General features: G+C 63.0%; 16 protein-coding genes. 5 read left to right on the plus strand and 11 right to left on the minus strand.

The features are described from left to right. Positions 1-869: 869 nt before the first annotated feature. Entirely contained in the window at positions 870-1,160 is a 291-nt protein-coding gene (locus tag HNO82_RS17145; RefSeq protein ID WP_008333988.1) for a DUF4148 domain-containing protein, read from the plus strand. A gap of 101 nt (positions 1,161-1,261) precedes the next feature. On the opposite strand, the gene HNO82_RS17150 is transcribed toward HNO82_RS17145, so the two are convergent. The 3 genes from HNO82_RS17150 to HNO82_RS17160 form a co-directional block, all read right to left on the minus strand. After that, the gene (locus HNO82_RS17150; protein ID WP_175344530.1) at positions 1,262-2,389 is read right to left on the minus strand and encodes a mechanosensitive ion channel family protein; all 1,128 of its coding nucleotides are present in this window, start codon (positions 2,387-2,389) and stop codon (positions 1,262-1,264) included. Positions 2,390-2,476: 87 nt separating this feature from the next. After that, positions 2,477-4,600 carry an FUSC family protein gene (locus HNO82_RS17155; RefSeq protein WP_249777032.1) on the minus strand — a complete coding sequence of 708 codons (2,124 nt, stop codon included), beginning with the start codon at positions 4,598-4,600 and terminating at the stop codon, positions 2,477-2,479. A gap of 284 nt (positions 4,601-4,884) precedes the next feature. After that, positions 4,885-5,781 carry a LysR family transcriptional regulator gene (locus tag HNO82_RS17160; RefSeq protein WP_008333985.1) on the minus strand — a complete coding sequence of 299 codons (897 nt, stop codon included), beginning with the start codon at positions 5,779-5,781 and terminating at the stop codon, positions 4,885-4,887. A gap of 184 nt (positions 5,782-5,965) precedes the next feature. Here HNO82_RS17160 and scpC point away from each other — a divergent pair, with 184 nt between their 5' ends. Then, positions 5,966-7,456, plus strand: coding sequence for a succinyl-CoA:acetate CoA-transferase ScpC (gene scpC / locus HNO82_RS17165; RefSeq protein ID WP_008333984.1), 1,491 nt, complete (start codon positions 5,966-5,968; stop codon positions 7,454-7,456). A gap of 4 nt (positions 7,457-7,460) precedes the next feature. Here the strand turns inward: scpC and HNO82_RS17170 are convergent, their stop codons facing one another. Further along, positions 7,461-8,450 (minus strand): LysR family transcriptional regulator, encoded by a 990-nt coding sequence (locus tag HNO82_RS17170; RefSeq protein WP_175344532.1) that lies wholly within the window; start codon positions 8,448-8,450, stop codon positions 7,461-7,463. 134 nt (positions 8,451-8,584) lie between these two features. Here HNO82_RS17170 and HNO82_RS17175 point away from each other — a divergent pair, with 134 nt between their 5' ends. From HNO82_RS17175 to HNO82_RS17185, 3 genes are all read left to right on the plus strand, one after another. After that, positions 8,585-9,826, plus strand: a complete 1,242-nt coding sequence (locus HNO82_RS17175) for an MFS transporter (RefSeq protein ID WP_008333972.1) — start codon at positions 8,585-8,587, stop codon at positions 9,824-9,826. Between the two features lie 252 nt (positions 9,827-10,078). Continuing rightward, positions 10,079-10,330: a hypothetical protein gene (locus HNO82_RS17180; protein ID WP_008333969.1), complete on the plus strand. Its 252-nt coding sequence runs from the start codon at positions 10,079-10,081 to the stop codon at positions 10,328-10,330. A gap of 42 nt (positions 10,331-10,372) precedes the next feature. After that, positions 10,373-11,011 (plus strand): ABC transporter ATP-binding protein, encoded by a 639-nt coding sequence (locus tag HNO82_RS17185; protein ID WP_175344533.1) that lies wholly within the window; start codon positions 10,373-10,375, stop codon positions 11,009-11,011. 69 nt (positions 11,012-11,080) lie between these two features. On the opposite strand, the gene HNO82_RS17190 is transcribed toward HNO82_RS17185, so the two are convergent. The 7 genes from HNO82_RS17190 to HNO82_RS17220 all read right to left on the minus strand — a co-directional run bounded on the left by HNO82_RS17190 (position 11,081) and on the right by HNO82_RS17220 (position 20,890). Next, positions 11,081-11,347, minus strand: a complete 267-nt coding sequence (locus HNO82_RS17190; RefSeq protein ID WP_008333964.1) for a PAAR domain-containing protein — start codon at positions 11,345-11,347, stop codon at positions 11,081-11,083. 63 nt (positions 11,348-11,410) lie between these two features. Next, the gene (locus tag HNO82_RS17195) at positions 11,411-12,484 is read right to left on the minus strand and encodes a T6SS immunity protein Tli4 family protein (protein ID WP_502709278.1); all 1,074 of its coding nucleotides are present in this window, start codon (positions 12,482-12,484) and stop codon (positions 11,411-11,413) included. After that, positions 12,481-14,223 (minus strand): esterase/lipase family protein, encoded by a 1,743-nt coding sequence (locus tag HNO82_RS17200; protein WP_175344534.1) that lies wholly within the window; start codon positions 14,221-14,223, stop codon positions 12,481-12,483. Before HNO82_RS17200 ends, HNO82_RS17195 begins: the two co-directional genes overlap by 4 nt. Next, positions 14,220-15,284: a T6SS immunity protein Tli4 family protein gene (locus tag HNO82_RS17205; RefSeq protein ID WP_249777033.1), complete on the minus strand. Its 1,065-nt coding sequence runs from the start codon at positions 15,282-15,284 to the stop codon at positions 14,220-14,222. The genes HNO82_RS17200 and HNO82_RS17205 overlap by 4 nt, the downstream gene beginning before the upstream one ends. A 66-nt stretch (positions 15,285-15,350) precedes the next feature. Beyond that, entirely contained in the window at positions 15,351-16,424 is a 1,074-nt protein-coding gene (locus HNO82_RS17210) for a T6SS immunity protein Tli4 family protein (protein ID WP_175344536.1), read from the minus strand. A gap of 5 nt (positions 16,425-16,429) precedes the next feature. Then, positions 16,430-18,145: an esterase/lipase family protein gene (locus HNO82_RS17215; RefSeq protein WP_175344537.1), complete on the minus strand. Its 1,716-nt coding sequence runs from the start codon at positions 18,143-18,145 to the stop codon at positions 16,430-16,432. A 3-nt stretch (positions 18,146-18,148) separates the two neighbouring features. Continuing rightward, positions 18,149-20,890 carry a type VI secretion system Vgr family protein gene (locus HNO82_RS17220; protein WP_175344538.1) on the minus strand — a complete coding sequence of 914 codons (2,742 nt, stop codon included), beginning with the start codon at positions 20,888-20,890 and terminating at the stop codon, positions 18,149-18,151. Between the last annotated feature and the right edge of the window lie 97 nt (positions 20,891-20,987).

The raw sequence follows: 20,987 nt of genomic DNA on the forward strand, positions 1-20,987 counted from the left end.
TGGCAAGACGCCGTCCTGACCGGCACACGCGTCCGGTCGGGGCCGCAGCAAACGCACCGGGGAAGCCGGTGCGACAGTTTCTCCCCAGGCGGGCCTCATGAAAGCGACGTTCTCTCCCCTCGGTCGCCGGTAGTGAGGTCCGCCTGACCTTTTCTGCGCCCGACATGCTGGCGCGCCGCAACAGGGACCCGATTTTGCAACGTCAAATCTGGCTCGCCCTCACCCTCCCATTTTCTAAGTTTTTTGGACTATCTACCTCGCCTTGCCGCGAGACATTTCTCCTCTGTAGAAGAGCAATATTCAGTGAATTTTGTCGATTCAATAAACTTAGATTTCGCATTTTACATTTATAAGTTTCATTGGACTCCGTTTATAAGTTTTTCATCTGCATCTTGCTCGGCATTCCGGAATGATGAATTCCGATCTTGCGTCTTCATCCCCGCGCCCGCCATCCCTGCACCCGACTCCAAGATGACGGCACACAATGACTGAATCATCCACCAATCAGCAATCCCTGAGGCACCAAGCTCTCATTGCACCGGCCGCTTCGGCGCAAGCTCTGTTTCGATTTCTCTAAGTTTTTACTGATCGGCTTCTTTAGAAACCTCAACTTCCATTTCTAAGTTTTCTCTGCGAACGGCCAGAGCGAATTCAGGCGTTTCTTCCTCCCTCAAGGAGGACTTGCAGGCGCCACCTGCACCGCCCCGGAATTGTTAGTGTTTTACGGAACAATGAATTCCGGTTTTTCGTCTTTTTCTCCGTGCCGTCAATCTCTACACTGGGTACCAAGATGACAGCACGCGATGACTGATCCACCACCCCGGAACGGATTGACGTGCGCATCCTCTCTCACGAAAAAGGAAACCACCATGAACACCAAGAACATCACCCGCACCCTGTTTGCCACCCTGCTGCTGAGCACCGCCATGGGCGCTGCCAAGGCCGAAGCCCCGTATCCTGCCGACACCACCTTCGTCTCCACCAAGACCCGCGCCGATGTCGTGGCCGAATTGCAGCAAGCCCGTGCGGCTGGCCAGCTGCTGGTGAGCGATCGCGACCAGGACGTCAAGGCAGTGGCCTCCAGCCGGACCCGTGACGAAGTCCGCGCCGAGCTGGCACAAGCCCGTGCCAATGGCGAACTGGCCATCTCGAACCAGTAAGGCGCTTGCCTTGCGGCCGAAAAAAAGGCGCTCCGGACCAGCCGGTGCGCCAGCGTTGGCTCCAGGCGGGCCGCACGCAAGTGCGGCCCGCTTCATTTCGTTCAGGGACTTTTTTCGCCGGGCGCACCATCGATGATGGTATCGAGCGCCTCCGGCCGGTTGCGCGGCGAGACCTCCGCGCGCAGGCGGGGCAGGGCCTCGGGATAGTGGTTGGCAATGAAGCCGAGCATGTGTTCGCGGATCTGGCAGCGCAGGTCGAAGGCCGCCCCCGAATCCTTGGCCGAGACCAGCAGGCGGACCTGCATATTGCGTTCGCTGGTATCGGTGACGTGCATCACGCAGACGCGCTTGTCCCATAGCGGCAGGGTCTGGCAGACCCGCTCGAACTCGGCACGGATGGCGGCCGTCGGCACCGCGAAATCGAGCCACAGGAAGACCGTACCGAGGATGGTGGAGGAGGTGTGGGTCCAGTTCTCGAAGGGATTCTCGATGAACCATTGCAGCGGCACGATCATGCGTCGCTCGTCCCAGATCCTGACCACGACGAAGGTCCCGGTGATCTCTTCCACGCGGCCCCATTCCCCCTTTACGATCAGCACGTCATCGATGCGGATCGGTTGCGAGAACGCGATCTGCAAACCCGCAAAGAAGTTGCCCAGTACCGGCTTGGCGGCAATACCGGCGACGATACCGGCCACCCCCGCCGAGGCCAGCAGGCTGGCGCCGAACTGCCGTGCACCGGGCAAGGTCAGCAGGACGAAAGCCAGGCCGAAGAGGGCGATGATGAAGTAGGCGCTGCGCGAGAGCACGCGGGTCTGGGTCAGGATGCGGCGCGCCTTGAGGTTGTCGGCCACATCATAGGGATTGAGATTGATCACGGTCAGGCTGACCGACTTCACGCAACGCATGAAGAACCAGGTCAGCGCCAGGATGAAAGCAATCGAGGTGAGATAGGAGATGCGCGTGAGGCCCGGCGTGTTGTCCGGCGCGCCGGCCAGGACCAGGCGCAGCATGAAGAGGATGACGCAGGCCCGGCTGGCATTGAAGGTGACGGTGGTCGCCGTCGTGGTGAAGGGCCGTCCGCGCGCCAGGCGTCGCACCAGGGCAACGCCCATGCGGTGCAGGACAATGGCCACCACGACCGCCACCAGTGCCGCCCCGAGGACGATCAACCCGGAGCGCAGCGGCCCCTCGTTCATGTTGTACAGAAAATCAAGATCCAGGTTCATCCCTTCCCTTCCATCCAGAGTGTTGTTGAAGTGATACGCGCGCAGCGCTTTTTCCGGTTCGAACAGGGATGAGGGAATTTGTTTCCGTTAATTTCCTTGCGTTGTCTCTGCGGCCTCTGCTGCCGCTCCCGCAGTCAGCGCCGAGACCAGCAGGCAGGCGGTCTCCACCGCTGCCGCCTGGGCCAGTTGCAGCGGGGCCGGGCGCTGCCGCGTCAGGGCCTGCAGGGTAGAGAAGTCCTGGTCTTGCAGGGCTTGCTGCACGGCAAGCAACCAGTCCGGCACGGCGGACTGGACCGGTTGCGGATGCGCCCACAGGTGGCTGGCGGCAGCGGCCAGCCGACGCGACAGGGCCACCGCCATGCGGCCGCGTCCCTGGTCGCGTGGTGGCCAGCCGCGTTCGCGCGCCAGGCGCTGCAACAGCAGCCCGGCCTCCACATTGGCCACACAGGCCGCGCGCCGGTGCGCATGCAGGGAGGCCAGGCCGGCCTTGTCGGCGACGTGGTCGCGCACCGCCAGGGCGGCGATGAGATAGCTCAGGTTGAGGCTGGCCATCTGGCGCAGTTGGCCTTGCGGATCTTCCTGCTGGCGACGCGGCCAGAACAGATAACTGGCCGCCAGCGCCACCAGCGCCCCGATGACGTTGTTGCCGGCCCGCAAGGCGGCATTGGCCAGCTCATGCGCAGGATCGCCGCCGACATCGGCCACCAACACGAACACGGGCGTGAGGAAGGTGGCATAGAGGCCATAGCTGACCGGACGCAGCGCCATGGTCAGCACCGTGAGCGGGAACACCAGCAACGCCAGCCCCAGCGGCGAATGCACCACCAGGCAGACGGCCACGGCCAGCGCGCCGCCGACCACGCTGCCGATGGCGCGCTCCATGCTGCGCGACCAGCTCTCGGCAATGCTGGGCTGCATGACCAGCATGGTGGCCATGGTGGCCCAGTAACCGAAGGGCAATGCCAGCAGATGCACGATCAGGTAGGTGAGTCCGGCGGCCGCAGCGCAACGCCAGGCGTGATACCACTCGGCCGAACCGGCACGCACGTGCAGCGCCGCCTTGCGGCCCAGTGCGCGCAGGCGGTGCAGCAGGGCAGCCACACAGTAGCGCCGCTCACGTCCGGCGCGGGCGGCCTCCTTGAGGCGCGCAGGATCGTCGGCACCCGGCGCCAGCGGTGTATCGAGCTGCTGCAGCAGCCGTCCCGTGCCACTGGGCAGGCGCGCCACCAGCTGGCGCAGGCGCAGCATGATGCGCGCGTCTTCATCGGCGGCAATGGCCTGGCCACGCTGCATCTCGCGCTGCATGGCCTGCAACTGGCTGGCGATGGCAGCCAGCACGCGGGCACTGCGCCGCCGCGCTTGCAGGGGTTGGTAATGCGTCAGTTGCAGATCGGCCAGGACGGTGATGCCATCGAGCAGTGCGTCGGCGCGGGCCAGGCGTACCAGCAGATTTTCGTAGAGGCGGCGTGACTCGGTGCGCTCGACGGCCACCGCATCCAGCGTACGCTGGGCGGCGGCCAGATCGAAGCGCGCGTGGCGGCGGGTGTGGGCGGCCAGTTCGGCTGCATGCACGGCGTAGGCGGCGTCTTCCAGGTCCGTGGCTGCGGCCAGGGCGGCCAGCTCGGCCAGCGTGCCATAGGCGCGTGCCACGGCCTGGCGCGCGGGAGCGAAGGGGTGGATGCGCCATACCGTCAGGCCCAGCAGCAGCGCCCACAGGCAGCCCGCAAGATAAATCAGCACATGGCTCTGCGCCAGCGGCCACAGCAGCACCGGGGCGTCGGCCATGATGGCCGAGACGCCCGCAGCCAGCATCAGGACCAGGCCCGCAGCGGCACCATAGATGCGCGAAAAGCCGGCCACGCCGGCGCAGGCCATGATGGTCAGCAAACCCGCTTCCACGCTCCAGCCGGCGGCGCTGGCGGCGATCATGCCACCCAGCGTCGAGACCAGCGCGAAACCGCCCATCGAGGCCAGGCGCGCCCGATTGGAACCGGCGCTGTCGGCCAGGCTGGTGAGGAAGGCGCCGATGGCCGCCCACGAGAACAGCGGATTGCCCAGCCACTCGCCCAGCAGCAGCATGGCCGCCGCGCCACAGGCCGCACGCAGGCCCTCGGACAGGTTGGCATGGCGCAGCGGGAACTGCATCTGCCAGCGCTCCACGCGGGTGCGGCAGCGGCGGCAATAGTGCAGCAGGAGAAAGCGGTACGGCAAAAACCGTGCGGAAAAACGCGACGACGGAAGCGGCGGCATGATGGAGCGGGCGAGCGGGCAGAGGGAGCAGGGCAGGCACTGCAGGGAGAATGCCGACCCCTGCGCACTCACTGGCGTGACGACGTCATTCCGGTTCCGCCTTCACGGGTGAGGAGGGGCGGCAGGGTTCGGCAAGTCCAGTATAGGAAACCGAACCATGCACGGCATGACTTAAATTCGCCGATTCCATTCCAAAATGGAATGCCCGCGCTGCGCGTCCCTCTGCACTGCGCTGCCCGCGGGGCTCACTTGCGCACGCGTCCACCGGCAAACAATTCCTCGCTCAAGGCCATCCAGGCGCGTGCCGCATAGGAGAGATAAGCGCCGCGCGTGACGTAGGCCACCTGCCACTGCACTTCCGGCTCCACCAGTCGGACTGCCTGCAACTGGTTGGTGGCCAGGCGGTGGATGAAGGGCTCGGGCAAGAGCGCTGCGCCCATGCCGGCCAGGGCCATGGCGACCAGCCAGTCCCACTGGGCGCTCTGGGCCACGATCTCGGGCTCGATGCCCAGTTGGCCGAACATGCCGCGCAGGCTGCGGGTGAGGCCGAATTCGTTGTTGAGCAGCACCAGCGGCATGCCATCGAGCTGGGCGCAGCGCAGGGTGGTGCGATGCTTCTGGAAGCGCCCGGTCTGCGCCACCGCCCACATGGGGTAACGCGCCACCGGCAGGGTCTGGAGCTCCAGTTCGGGATCGGCGGGCAGTACGGTCATGCCGATCTCCAGTTCGCCATGGGCCACGCGCTCCTCGATCTGCGGGCCGGTGTCTTCCTTGAGGACGATGGCAATCTCGGGATGGCGTTCGCGGAAAGCCTTCAATACCGGGGTGCAGAGGATGTTGATCATGGGCGGGATACCGATCTCCAGACGGCCGCAGCGCAGCGCCTTGGTGTCGCGTACCTCGGCGTCCAGCCGCTGCATGGACGCCAGGATCTGCTGGCCCTGTTCGTAGACCACGCGCCCGGTATCGGTGAGCTGCAGGCGGCGGCCGTCGCGTACCAGCAGCGGGGCATCGACCTCATCCTCCAGCTGCCGCACCATCTTGCTGACGGTGGACTGGGTCACGTGCAGGGCATCGGCGGCACGACTGAAGCTGGCCTGGCGAACCGTCTCGGTGAAGTAGCGCAGGGCGCGAATATCCATGGCAGCAGCTTTCGGCAGTCAATTTTGGGGGAGTGGGGTGTATTCATTTTCCGACTGGAACGGCGGAATTTTAATCATACAGTGCATACCTGCGGGCTCCTATACTTGAAGCAAACAAGATGCAGGAAGTCCGTCAAGGATGCCCCTGTCCCCCCTTAAAGAACCCGAGCAGGAGCACACTCTCATGGATAGTCAGCGCATTGGCCAGCCCGCCCTGGTCGGCAAGCTCATGTCTGCCGCCCAGGCGGCCACCTTCTTCCACAACGGCATGACCATCGGCCTGAGCGGCTTTACCCGCGCCGGTGACGCCAAGGCCATGCCGCGCGCGCTGGCTGACCGGGCGGCGCAGGAGGAACTGCATTTCACCGTCATCACCGGTGCCTCGCTGGGCAATGGCAGCGACGGACTGATGGCCGAAGCGGGCCTGCTGGCGCGGCGTCTGCCGTTCCAGGTGGACCCGACGCTGCGCAGGAAGATCAATGCAGGCGAGGTCATGTTCATCGACCAGCACCTCTCGGAGACCGCCGAGCAATTGCGCAGCGGCACGCCCTCGCGCATCGACATCGCCGTCATCGAGGCCGCCGCCATTACCGAAGAAGGCATCGTGCCGACCATGTCGGTGGGCAATTCGGCCAGCTTCGTGGAGCAGGCGCGCCATATCGTCATCGAGCTCAATACCAGCATGCCGCTGGCGCTGGAAGGGCTGCACGACATCTACCTGCCCGCCGCGCGCCCCGAGCGCAAGCCGATTCCGCTGACGGCCGCAGGTGACCGCATCGGCCATCCGACCATTCCCTTCGATCCCGAGAAGGTGGTGGCCATCGTGCTCACCGAGACCCCCGACAGTCCTTCCTCGGTGCTGCCGCCGGACGACGAGACCCGCGCCATCGCGCGCCATGTGATCCACTTCCTCGAATGCGAAGTGGAAGCCGGACGCCTGCCGCACACGCTGGCGCCGCTACAGGCCGGCATCGGCACGATTGCCAATGCGGTGCTGCACGGGCTGGTGGAGTCCCCCTTCCGCGATCTGGTGATGTATTCGGAGGTGCTGCAGGACAGCGCCATCGACCTGCTCGACTCGGGCCAGCTGGCCTTTGCCTCGGCCTCCTCGATCACCCTGTCGCAGGCCAAGTATGCGCACTTCCTGGCCAATCTCGATCGCTATCGCGACAAGCTGGTATTGCGCCCGCAGGAAATCAGCAATCATCCGGAACTGGTGCGCAGGCTGGGCATCATCGGGCTCAATACCGCGCTGGAATTCGACATTTACGGCAACGTCAATTCCACCCACGTAGGCGGCACGCACATGATGAATGGCATCGGCGGCTCGGGTGACTTCGCACGCAACGGGCAACTCTCGATCTTCGTCTCCAAGTCGGTGGCCAAGGACGGGGCGATCTCCAGCGTGGTGCCCATGGTCTCGCATGTGGATCACACGGAACACGACGTCGATGTGCTGGTCACCGAATGGGGCCTGGCCGACCTGCGCGGCCTGGCGCCGCGCGAGCGCGCCGTGAAGGTGATCGAGCAGTGCTGCCATCCGGACTACCGGCCGCAGTTGCGCGATTACTTCGAACGCGCCTGCCGGGCCGGGGGACATACGCCCCATCTTTTGGCAGAAGCCTTCACATGGCATCAGCACTACGCCAGCCACAAGACCATGCGACTGGACTGAAGCTTCATATCCCGCCCGGGTCCACGCCCGGCGCCCCCCGTCCCACGGCCTGGTGCACGACGGCAGGCATGGCTTCCTTCATGGTGTCGATGAAGTGGCGCAGCCGCGCCGGGTAGAAACGTGCATACGGGTACATCAGCGACACCGGCAGCGGCGCCGGCTCCCATTCGGGCAGCAGTTGCACCAGGCGGCCGGCGGCCACGTCTTCGGCCAGCACCCAGGATGAACCCACGGCCACACCCATGCCTTCGATGACGATGTTGCGCAGCGCATACAGGCTGTCGGTGACCAGTTGCGGGCGAAACCCCACCTGGCGCTGCTCGCCGCTGGTGGCGTGGGTCAGCGTGATCTCGCGGCGGTAGAAGGCGGGAATGGCGATCCACGGGAAGCCGGCCAGGTCTTCCGGCTGGCGGGGCAGGGCGCGCCCCTGCAGCACGGAGGGTGCTGCCACCGTCATGCGCGGGACCTCGGCCAGGTGGATGGCGACCACCGAGGGATCGTTGACCTCCCCGACCTGGATGGCGCAATCGATGCCCTGGCTGATGAAATCGGCCGCCCGGTCATGCAGCAACCACTCCACCGTGATGCGCGGATGGCGCTGCATGAACTGCAACAAGGGCGCGATCAGCTGCTTCTGACCGAAGGCGTGCGGCACCACCACCCGCAGCGTACCTTCGGCATGCTGGCGGGCCCCGCGCAATTCGCTTTCGAACTCATCCCAGCCGGCCAGCAGTTCCTTGGCACGCTCGTAGCAGCGTTCGCCGTCCTCGGTCATCTTCATGGCATGCGTGGAGCGCTGCAGCAGGCGCACCCCAAGCGAGCGTTCCAGCGCCTGCAGACGGCGGCTGACGGTGGGTTGCGTGGTCGCGAGCTGGGCCGCCGCCGCCGACAGGCTGCCGGCCTCGACGATGCGTACGAAGGTCTGGATCAGCTCGATCCGGTCCGTCAGGCCGGTGGCGGAAAAGCTCGGGGCAGGGGAGAGAGGCTTGGTCATACGGCTAACGTATAACAATTCTGCCGTGGGCGCTACTACCAGATGCGAGCCGGGAGGCGGACAATCCGTTCCAACGCTGGCAGGAGGGGGATTTCCCGGGCCGGCCGCCAGACCCATCTTATCGAGGTTCCATCATGAACAGCATTCCCAAGACGCATACAGGCGCCGCCGCTGCGGCTTCTCCCCATCCCCATGCCCACGGTCCGTCGGTCGGACTGATCGGGCTGCTGGCCACCGGTGCCGGCCTGGCCGTGGCCTCGCTCTACTATTCGCAGCCCATGCTGGGCGTGCTGGCCGATGACATCGGCGCCTCCGAGCGCGCCGTGGGCATGGTGCCGATGTCGACCCAGCTGGGCTACGCGCTGGGCATCCTGCTGCTGGCGCCGCTGGGCGATCGCTATGACCGCCGTCGCATCATCCTCATCAAGGCGGCCATCCTGACGGTCGCCCTGCTGCTGGCTGGTGCGGCCTCGGGCATCGGGGCACTGCTGGCGGCCAGCCTGGCCATCGGCCTGACGGCCACGCTGGCCCAGGACATCGTCCCGGCCGCCGCCACCCTGGCGCCGGAACAGCATCGTGGTCGCATCGTTGGCACCGTCATGACCGGTTTGCTGCTGGGCATCCTGTTGTCGCGGGTGGTGAGCGGTTTCGTGGCCGAGCACTTCGGCTGGCGCGCCATGTTCGTCGGCGCCTCGGCCAGTATCGCCCTCATCGGTCTGGCCGCCTGGCGCGGTCTGCCGCGTTTCCATCCGACTACGCACCTGTCGTATGGCGCGCTGCTGGGGTCGCTCGGCACCTTGGTGAAGAAGCATGGCGCGCTGCGTCGTGCCGCGCTGGCCCAGGGCTTGCTGTCGGTTGGTTTCTCGGCATTCTGGTCGACTCTGGCGGTGATGCTGCATGGCGCGCCCTTCCATCTGGGTAGCGCCGCTGCCGGTGCCTTCGGCCTGGCCGGTGCTGCCGGTGCGCTGGCGGCGCCTCTTGCGGGCCGCATCTCCGACAAGAAGGGTCCGGAGCTGGTGACTCGTCTGGGCGTGAGCCTGGCGGCGCTGTCCTTTGCCTCGATGGCCTTGTCGCCGTGGTTCTCGACGCAGGGTCAACTGGTCTTGCTGGCACTGGCCGCCATCGGCTTTGACCTGGGCGTGCAGGCCACGCTGGTGGCGCATCAGACCATCGTCTACAGCATCGAACCGGGCGCCCGCAGCCGTTTGAATGCGGTGCTGTTCGTGGGCATGTTCATCGGCATGGCCGCCGGTGCCGCCCTGGGCAGCCTGGCCCTGGCGCAGTGGGGCTGGATCGCGGTGGTGGCGCTGGCCGTGCTGGCTGCCGTGCTGGCGCTGGTGGTGCGCATGTGGCCGGGGGCGGCCAGGGCGCGTTGATTTGCCTTCTTGCGGTAGCAAGACCAAGGACGACGGTCCCGGCAGTTGCCGGGACCGTTTTTTTTGTTTTCCCACAGGCTGGGCCATTTTTGCCGGATGGGAAGATGTGCCCCGGGCGTCCTCCTGGCGGTCGACATCTTCTATAATCCCGGGCAGGAGACAACCCATCGCCAGCATGTTGCCCGCCCGTCAATGCGCCCCTGCGGCGCGGCCAGGCAGCCATGCAGCGAACGACAAAGCAGGGTGAATGGCATGGCACTGTATTTCAAGAACAAGCGACACAAGACCTTCCTGGGTGCGCCCGTGGGTTGGCCATTGATGGTCCTGATGGCGGTCGACCTGTGTATTGCCGCGCTGATGTTTCTGTCGGACCACGACTGGAGCGGCCTGATCCTGCTGTATCCGCCGCTGGCGTTGGCGCTGGCGATGCTGGCCGATGCCAGGAAGGAAAAGCAGGCTGCCGAGCAAGCCAAGCGCCAGGCGGCGCGGCGCCAGCGGTCCTGAGCACAATCGACTTCCCCTTTCCCATCGCCACGATCACCACCGATGACCCAAGCTTCCGACCGTGCAGCGCTGCTGCTGGTATCGCGCCTGAATTTTTCCTATCCCGGACTGGATCTGTTCCAGGATTTTTCGGCCCGCATTGCGCCCGGCGTGACCCTGGTGCGCGGGGGCGATGGCCGCGGCAAGACCACGCTGCTCAACCTGCTGGCCGGCTTGATGCCCGCGCGCGACGGGGTGCTGGAGTTGAACGGCCTGCGGCTGGACAGCGAGCCTGAGAATTATCGCCGCCAGGTGTTCTTCATCGATCCGCGCACCGAGGCTTATGACCAGATGACGCCGCCGGAAGTGTTTGCCGCATTGGCTGAACGCTATCCGCATTTCGATCACGCGCAGTTGCCGGCGCTGACCGAAGGCTTGTCCTTGACGCCGCATCTGGAGAAGAAGCTCTTCATGCTCTCCACCGGCAGCAAGCGCAAGGTCTACCTGGCAGCGGCCTTCGCCGCCCACGCCACGCTCACGCTGCTGGACGATCCCTATGCCAGCCTGGATCGCGCTTCCATCCAGTTCGTTGCGGCTACGCTCAACGCGCATGCCGCAGATGCCGATCAGGCCTGGGTGGCGGCCATGTATGAGACGCCCGGGGCAGTGCGCCTGGCGGAGACCATCGATCTGGGGGATTGACAATCCGCCAGGGCAACTGATGCCCTCCCATCGCGCGACGCTGCAGCATGACGGCCTTCCGGGGCCACCCTATTGCGCACTGAAGTTGCCGGTACTGGCAATGAGCGTGGCACCGCAGCTGGTCATGTGGCCTTCGTAGGCGACGGCCAGGCCATCGATCTTGTGATGGGGATGTCCTTCGGTGATGGTGCAATTGTCGTGTCCTTTCTGCGGGCAGCTGCAGACGTCGCCCACCCGCGCCACGGGCAATCCGCCGACCTTGAAATGGCTGGCGCTGACTTGCGTGACCTTGCCGCCATGGGAGGTGGCGTCGCCGAGACGGATGATGTTGGGCATGCGGATTCCTTTCGAGGTGGAGGTGGAGGTGGAAGGGTCGGAGAGGGCGAGGGCTTGTGCGCCTCATGGCGACGGGCTTGAGGCTTGCGGCCCCCGGGTCGGGCGCAGGCGGAAGCTGTTGAGCACCTCATCCCATAACTGCAGGGCTTGTGCATCGGTCATCCTGGTCGGTTGCGCATTGCTGTTCTTGTCGTGATGGCCGGTCGTCAGTTCGATCTTGATGGCAGGCGTATCGAGCGAGCCCTGGCCCTCGGTCTCCCAGATGAAACTGTGACTGCGTCCGCCGCCGCTGTTGGGCGTGGTGACCAGGAATTCCTGTCCCTGGTAGGGGCCGACCTGACGCTCGCCTTTGCGCAGCGTGCGTACCGCGGTGGCGAGATGGCCGAGTGTCTGCAAGCCGCTGCTCATGCGATCCAGCAGCGGTCGGTCGTGCTCGCTCATGGCCAGCGGGTAGAACCAGACAGAGACAAAGGCATCGGGGTGGCCAGCGATGTCGATATCGATGCCGGCTTCTTCGTTTTCCCAATCAGGGTTGGCGATGAAGCCGCCTTCGAAGCAGTAGCCGGGGTCTTGGGGAATATCATGCGTAGCTCGCTTACGCAGGGCAGCAAGCGTTAGACGCATACGTTCTATCGCGTCGTCCTGATAACTTGGCATGCCCACAGGAGGCGGGCTCATGCCGGCCTCTGTCTTGAATAGATAGCGCGTGCCATCAATCCAGCGATATCCCTCTACCTGCGCGATTTCATCAATAAAGCTCTCTTCCCAATAGACCAAGATTCGCGAATGCTGATCAGGCTTGATCAGCATTCGCAACAGACTAGGGTCGGTTTCATGCTTGATTGATTTGAGCGTGTTTACCTTGGCATCTATTTCTGCCCCAAATTCTTCCAGGCTCATGGCCTGGGGCGGCTCCAGCCTGGCAAAGTCATATTGATAATTGCCTCCACTCAGTACCGAACCTGCTGGCATATCCAACATAAAACGACCGGTACAAAACGTTGAGACAGAAGGAACAGCTCGGCTTGCCTGGGCAATATTCATGATGCGCAATCCTTGGTAAGGTGAACGGTCTCCAGACAGGAACATCAAGATGAGCGCGGCCAAGAAGACCTTTGAACGCAGAGATATCTTCATGATCCTTTTTCTCCGAAAGCCGTCGCCAACAGCGCGGAAGAACTGACGATCCTGATGATTGAATAGAGAGTGACCGCCTGTGCAATCGGAGCGTTGTAGGAAAACTGATGGTCATAGCTCTCATGCCCTTTCAGCTTTCCTTCATGCTTGAAAAGCTGTATGACATGCGGCTTCGGGGCTGCTCCCGATTCCGCCGGGACCGTGCCGTCTCCAGGACCGGTGCCGTCTTGGATAATGCAGTAGCGGTGCTGGGCCTCGCCGAAGCGTAGCTCCGTCATCCCGTTCAGATCATCCGCTACGAGCTGCGCTTTACGAGGATCACCCAGGACTTCCGGCCTGCACTTCCAATGGATCTCGTTCCACGCAAGTTGACGTTGGTCAGCGGCGTAATACGCGTAAGTATTGGGGTGGTAGCAGTCTTCAATCTGTTGATGAAATGACCGCGCCAATTTCATCGTCCTTGCAAACCGATCAAAGTCCCGCGAAGGTCGAGTCTTGGTGGAAAATACCTTTCCTTCCCTTTTAGCGCGCTCCCTGTCCTCCTTCCCCGCCGGATCAATCAACTCCTCTTGAATCAACTTCCACCAATCCGCCGAATTATTGAGGTAGATGTTGCGGTAAGGATCTCCCTCACCCAGGAAACGCTCCATTTCCTCAGGCATCCCGCGCTGTCCCATGCCAACGTAGCTCACGCGCAGCCAATGCCGTTCTCCGCGGTTGCTCCAGGTCTTGTATTGCGCCGTCGGCAGCAGTTCCAACGGTCCGGGCGCGTTGGCCATCACGGCCGTACACTCGGCACCGTTGCGACCCAGTACCACTTGCCCGGCGCCCTCAAATCCGGCGCGGATCCGCTTGTAGGTGGCCGGTGCGCCAATGGCCGGCATCACCCCGTGCACCACGCCCAGGATGCGTTCGGCCATCTCCGGCAACTGCGCACATGCGCGCGCGACCAGGCCGCCCATGCTGTGCGTGACCAGGATCACCTGTTCGCAACTTCTTGCCTTGCTGCGGTAATACGCGGTGATGCGTTCGATTTCCCTGGCCAGCCGCTGTGCCGAGACCTTGTTGCTCTGCAGCCAGTTGTAGCCCACGGCATGGACCGGATAGAGCACTTCAGCGGCCTGCCGCAACTGCTTTTCCTGCAGCGGCGTGAAGGGCTTCTGCGCTCCCAGCCTGGCCGCATCCTGCCGCGCCATGACGAGTTCCTGCCAATGTGAAGTCAGCTTCCTGCCCTGGCTTGCAGGATCGAAGATCAAGGCCATGCTGCTCTCCAGCAGTGAAAGAATGGACAAATAACTGTCCGCGTGGAGTTGTCCCCAGCCCCGCCACTTGATGCGCTCGGCATCCGTCTTGCCAGGGGCAAAGGCCAGCAGCGTCTTGCTGATGTCGTCGGGATAAGCCGGGCCGTCTTCGTCCACCTCGGTATTGTCTGGATTGAGCAATCGCTGCCGATCAGCCGCCGTGCGGCCGACATGCTTGAGTGCCAGCGCCAGGGTTTCCCATTTGCCCTCCGGGGGAAACCACGCGGGCCCCTTGCCGCGGCCTTTGAGCTTGAGTCGCGTGCCCATGATGCCGGGCACGAATACGATGGGTATCACGATGTCCGGGCTGGTCAAACACAGGGCGCGCACCTTCATGCGCTGATCGGTCAAGACCGATTGAGCAACATCGTTGCCTTGTTCGTCCCAGGTGGTCGGAACCAGGCGCGTGGGGCCGAGGCCCTTTGCCTGAGTGGTCATGGCCGGCTTTCTTTTGTCTCGATGACGGGGCGCAGGCGGAAACTATCCAGTACCTGGTCCCATAGCTTCATGGCTTGCTCATCGGTCAGCCTGGTTTGTTGCGCATTGCCGTTCTTGTCGCGATGGCCGGTGGTCAATTCGATCTTGAGCGCAGGGGCATCGAGCGTGCCTTCGCCTTCGGTCTCCCAGAGAAAACTATGGCCGCGCACACCACCGCTGTTGGGGGCAGTGACCAGGAATTCCTGACCTTGGTAGGGGCCGACCTTGCGGTCGCCTCGTCGTAACACATGCACGGAAGTCGCCATACGGCCTAGCATTTGCAGCACGCCGCCTACGCGGTCCAGCAAGGGCTCACTGTGTGCGCTCCTGGCAAGGGGATAGAACCAGACCGAAACATACGCATCAGGGTGGCCAGCGATATCGATATCGATGGCGGCTTCTTCCATTTCCCATTCGGGGTTGGCGATGAAGCCGCCATCAAAACAATAGCCGGGTTCTGTGGGAATCTCATACGTTGACCGTGTGCGCAGGCCAGCGAGTATTGCTTGCATGCGTTCGACGGCGTCTTCCTGATAGCTCTTGGTGCCGGTACGAGGCTTGCTCATGCCTGCCTCGCTCTTGAACAGATAACGTGTACCGTCAATCCAGCGGTATCCGTCCACCTGCGCTATTGAAGTAATAAAACTCTCCTCCCAGTACACGAAGATCCTTGAGTATGGATCTGGCTTTACCAACACGCGCAATAGACTGGGCTCGACCTTATGTTTTGTCGATCTTAGGGCCTTTTCCTTGGCTACCATTTCCGCCTCGAACTCCTCCAGGCTCATGGCTTTAGGTTTATCCAGCCGCGCGTAGTCGTAGCGATAATTGCCACCGCTGACGACCGAGCCTGCTGGCAGGTCGAGGAGAAAGCGCCCGGTACAAAAGGTCGAGACGTCCCGAACAGGCTCACTTGCGTAAGCTGATTTCATAATGCTTGAGCCCGTTTGTAGCGAGATATCCGCGAGCCATAACAAAGCCAACAGGGCCAAAAATAGGATGGGACGAAGCGTTCTCTTCATGGTCATTTCTCACACAGGGGCGCATTCCTAGGCACTAGCAAATCCGATGATTGGCAACAGGCCGAATCATTGCTGCTTTTCTTGGGGAGCAACCACAGGGCGCAGGCGGAAACTATCCAGTACCTGGTCCCATAGCCTCATGGCCTGTTTATTGCTCAGTCTGGTTTGTTGCGGATTACCGTCTTTGTCGCGGGAGCCGGTGGTCATCTCAATCTTGAGTGCGGGGGTGTCGAGGGTGCCATCCCCTTCGGTCTCCCAGAGAAAACTATGGCCGCGCACACCACCGCTGTTGGGGGCCGTGACCAGGAATTCCTGACCTTGATAGGGGCCGACCTTGCGGTCGCCTCGTCGTAGCACATGCACGGAGGTCGCCATGCGGCCCAGCATTTGCAGCACGCCGCCTACACGGTCCAGCAAGGGTTCACTGTGTGCTCGGCGGGAGAGGGGATAGAACCAGACCGAAACGTAGGCATCAGGGTGACCGGCGATCTCGATGTCGATGGCGGCTTCTTCCATTTCCCATTCAGGGTTGGCGATGAAGCCCTCTTCGAAGCAGTAGCCAGGCTCTGCGGGGATGTCGTTGTTTGACCGTTTATGTAGGCTGGAGAGAATCTTGCGCATGCGGTCGACGGCGTAGTCCTGCCGGCTCATCGTGCCAGTCCGCGGCTTGCTCATGCCCGCCTTCTTCTTGAACAGATAACGTGTTCCATCAATCCAGCGGTATCCCTCCACCTGCGCTATAGACGTACTGAAGCTCTCCTCCCAATAAACGAAGATCCATGAATGCGGATCTGGTTTGAACAACAAGCGTAACAAGCTTGGTTCGATTTGATGCTTCGTCGATTTGAGCGCCTTTTCCTTGGCGACCATGTCCGCCTCGAATTCGTCCAGGTTCATCACTTTTGGCTTATCCAACCGCGCGAAGTCGTAACGATAGTTACCGCCGCTAAGCACCGATCCCGCTGGCATATCAAGCAGGAAGCGGCCAATACAAAAGGTGGAAAAACCCGGAACGGATTCACTTGCCTGGGCAGTGTTCATGATCTGCAATCCTTTTTGAGAGGAGATATCTCCAGATAAAAATAACCAAATAGTTACGCTCAGAATGGTGATGAGGCGAAGCAATTCTTTCACGATCATTTCTCTCAGGAGGGTGTTTTCAAATTCGCCGAAGTACTAACAATTCTGACGATGGAATGGAGGGTGACCGCCTGCCCAATCTTGGCGTTATAGGAAAACTGATGGTCATAGCTGTCATGAGATTTCAGCTTTCCTTCATGCTTGAATATCTGGACAACATGAGACTTTGGCGCGCCACCCGACTCCGCCGGGACCGTACCATCCCCTGGTCCAGTACCGTTCTGAAGCGTGAAGTAATGGAGGTGATACTCGCCGAAGCGCAGCTCCAACATTCCATTCAAATCATCTTCTGCCAGTTGCGCTTTCGCGGGATCGCCGGGCACCATTGGCGCGCATTTCCAGTTGATCTCGTTCCACGCTGGACGCTGTGGATCAGCGGCGTAATACGCATAGGTATTAGGGTGATAGCGGTCTTCAATCAATTGATGAAGTGTCCGAGCAATGTCCATGTTGTCTTTGAATTGATCAAAGTCAGAGGACTCCCGATCCTCTTGAACCAACACCTTCCCCTCCCTCCTCGCTCGCTCCTCATCTTCTCTCCCAGCCGGATCAACCAAATCCTCCCGCACCAATTTCCACCAATCCGCGGAATTGTTGAGATAGATCTTCGCGTAGGGATCGTCCTCTCCAAGAAAGCTATCCATCTCCTCAGGCATGCCCCGCTGTCCAATGGCCCGATAACTGGCCCGCAGCCAATGCCGCTCGCCACGGTTGGTCCAGGTCTTGTATTGCGCCGTGGGCAGCAATTCCAAGGGACCCGGCGCATTGGCCATCACTGCCGTGCAGTCGGCGGCATTGCGCCCGAGGATGATCTGCGCCGCGCCTTCAAACCCGGCGCGCATACGCTTGTAAGTCGCGGGTGCGCCAATGGCCGGCATCACCCCATGCACCACGCCCAGAATGCGTTCATTCATTCCGGGCAGTAGGGCACAAGCCCGTGCAACCAGCCCGCCCATGCTGTGCGTGACCAGAATCACCTGCTCGCAACGCTTGCCCTTGCTGCGGTAATACGCGGTGATGCGTTCGATCTCGTCAGCCAATCTCTGGGCAGACACCCGGTTGCTTTGCAGCCAGTTGTAGCCCACCGCATGCACCGGATAGAGCATCTCGGCCGCATCCCGCAACTGCTCTTCCTCAAGCGGAACGAAGGGCTTCTGCGCTCCCAGTTTTGCCGCGTCCTGGCGATCCATGACCAACTCTTTCCAATGAGAAGTGAGCGTGGTCCCCTGGCTGGCAGGATCGAAGATCAGCGCCATGCTCGTCTCCAGCAGCGAAAGAATCGGCAAGTAACTGTCCGCATGGAGTTGCCCCCAGCCACGCCACTTGATGCGCTCGGCATCGGTCGCGCCAGGCGCCAGCGCAAGCAGCGTCTTGCTGGTCTCGTCTGGCGAGGCAGGTCCGTCTTCATCCACTTCGGTCAGATCGGGATTGAGCAAGCGCTGCCGGTCGGCCGAGGTGCGGATCAGGTGCTGGAGCAGCAAGACGATGGCGTCCCAGGTACTGTCCGGCGGGAACCATGCCGCTCCCTTGTCACGTCCGATGACCTTGAGCCTGGTCCCCATGATGCCCGGCACGAACAGGATCGGGACCACCACCTCCGGTGTGGTCAGGCACAAGGCCCGCACCTTCATGTTCTCCCCCGTCAGCACCGATTGCGCCACATCATTGCCGTCTTCATCCCAGCTCGTGCCGACCAGCCGCATCGGTTCGGATCCACTCATCGTCTACTCCTTCACAATGCGCAGGCGCGCAATGCGCATGGCCATGTCCTTGCTCAGCGCGGTACGGCCCTGTTCGTCGGTGACACCTTCAATGACGCTGCCATCCTCCAGCTCGATGCGATAGCGCTGCCGCACGTGGGGCCGGCCACTGCCGCGCCGGGCCAGGATGAAGCGCTCGTCGGTACGTAGCGCGCTGGCCGGTAGCTCCACGCCAGGCGGCGCACTGTCGGCACCGCTGAGGTGATGGAAATCGGCCGAACGGATGGTGTGCTCGCCACGGCTCTGCTGGGTGATGACGCCGCCGCCCAGATCGATCTGCGCCCCTGCCGCCAACAGGCGCAGCTTGGGGGCTTGCAGGACGATTTCATCGGCAGCCGTCAGGACGATGCGGCGCGCTGATGTCGCTTCGATGTCCCCGCCATGGGTCTGCAATTGCATCGGGCCGCTGGCGGCCACCAGCCGGATACCCAGTCGCTGCACAAACAGGCTGATGCCCTCGGCCACGCGCGCCAGCAACTTCCTGCCTACGGAGAGCTGGGTGTTGCCCACGCTGATGAGATCGACCTCCTTCTGCGCGCCAATGGCCACCCCTTCCTCGCTGGTGACGGCCACGCCCGCCGGCGCAGTCACGGCTACGACAGGCTGGCCGCCAGCGCCGCCCTCTGGCTGCGTATTGCTGCCAGCCTCCCAGGCGTCGAGGCGCTCGCGCAGGCTGCTCAGGCTTTGCAGGCGGGTGCCGTCGGCATGATGGGTCTCGGCCAGCGCTGCCAGTTGCTGCTGCACCTCCTGCAGTACGTGCAGCAGACCCAGCATCTCGGCGCGATCCAGTTGCGTACCAGCGGCCTGATCGCGCGCGGCCGCACTGATGAGCACACCCTGTCCACCCCGCAGTGCCAGGGCCTGGTCCGTGCGCAGCTCGGCGCCTTCGCCACGGGCCTCGCCGTAGCCCTCGCTACGGGGATGGGTGAGCCAGCCGAGATTCAGTTCGCTTTGCCCATGTTGCGAAGCAAGCTGGGCGCTGATCTGGTGCCGGGTGTCGTCCAGGCGCAGCTGGTTGTAGCGCTGGCCCTGGATCTCCTTGCTCCTGATGCCGGCCAGGAAGCGATTGCCCGGCAGGCTGCCCACACGGCTGAAGGCCGGTGGCAGCGACTGGCCGTTGAAGAGGCGGCCAATGACGATGGGCTTGTCAGGATCGCCGCCGAGGAAGTCGACCAGCACCTCATCGCCCACGCGCGGCAGATGGATCGCGCCCCATTGCCGCCCGGCCCAGTGACTGGCCACGCGCACCCAGGCGGAATCGCGTTCGCTGTCGCTGGCGCCGGCACCACGGGCATGCTGGTGATCCTGCATGCGGGTGCCGGGAAAGCGCAGCTTGATGCGGCCCAGCGCATCGCAGTACAGCTCTTCGCCCGCCGGACCGACGACATGGGCACTCTGCAGACAGGGCCGGGGCAGATCCACCCGCGGGTCAAAGGGCGGCACCAACGGTATGCCACGGCGTACGCAGCTGAAGCGATTCAGATAACGCCGGCCCTGCTCGCGGCAAAGCTGGCGCAAGTACGCCAGCTCCGTCAGCGCGCTTTGCTCATGCTGCGTGGCTTGCTGCAGGCGCTGGTCCAGCGAAGCCGGAAGATTGTTCTCGGCATGGAAGGCCAGCCGGGTGATGACGAATTCGCGCTCGTGGGGCTGATGTGCGTCCAGTTCGGGGTGATCCTCCACGCTGATCCATTCGCCCACCCGCAAGGCCCGCACGGTGGAATCAGCCTGGAAGGTCTTGGTCTCCTGCGCCAGCCGCTGCATGCGCGTCTTCGAAATCTGGTCAAAATCTTCACCATCATCGGCGATGTGCGGTGCCTCGACGAGATAGTCGTCCAGCAGCAGGGCGAGACGGTCACCCAGTTCCCCCTGCTCGGCAGAGATGTTCACTTCCCTGTTTAGGGGCCCATTCCGGGCATGGTCCCAGGTCTGGCGGCTGACACTGCCCGCGCGCTGGCGACGCATGGCGCGCCAGCGCACAATGCCGTCCTGCGCACCGGGCGCGTGATCCTGCCGGTAAGGGACGGTGCCGGCCGCGTTGCGCGGCAGCTGCAGGGGATCGTTGAACAGCACCAGCACATGCCGAGGACTACCGATCTGGCCAGGCGGGGACGGCTCGCCCGGACGGATGAACCAGCCGATGCCTCGCCGCTTCCACAGGCGCCGCAGGAAGTCGGCGTCGGATTCGTTGTGCTGCATGATGAATTCACGCGCCGGATACTGCTCCGCCAGCAGCGACCAGTCGACCTCGAAACTGCTGGCCAGGAGCGAGCTGCGCTGGCGCCATTCGTTGATGATTACCTGAGTCACGTCCGTCTCGCTGGCGCGCAGGAACACTCGGGTGTTGATCCGTTGCCCGAGCAGGCTCAAGGCATCGCGCAGCACCAGGCGGTAGCCGCTGAGTTCGTGATCGATCTGGTCCGCATCAGCTTCGGCGATGAAACCGCACACCGTGCGCAGTCGCCCCTGGTCGGTGACCAGCCGGATCTCTGCCGGCAGCGCCATGAAGTCCTTGAGCGGCAGGTCTTCATGCGGCGACAGGCACAGCAACTCATGCTCGCTGGTACCGCAGACCGATTCGCGGCCTGTCACCTGCCGTACCAGCAGCGCCTGCTGCAAGAACTGGTGCGACTGCGGCAAGCGCAGCCGGATGGCGCGGGCCTGTTGCGTCCAGGTGATGAAAGCCTCGGAGAGCGTGCGGTAAGGCATGCGGAGATCCTTGCTGGAGAATCCGTCCGGGCGGCATCCGGGAGCACGGACGATGCGCGGGCTGAACGGGAGATGGCGAGAGGAGGGGCCATGCTAG

It is taken from the genome of Herbaspirillum sp. C9C3, from assembly GCF_013359625.1.
GTDB lineage: Bacteria > Pseudomonadota > Gammaproteobacteria > Burkholderiales > Burkholderiaceae_D > Herbaspirillum.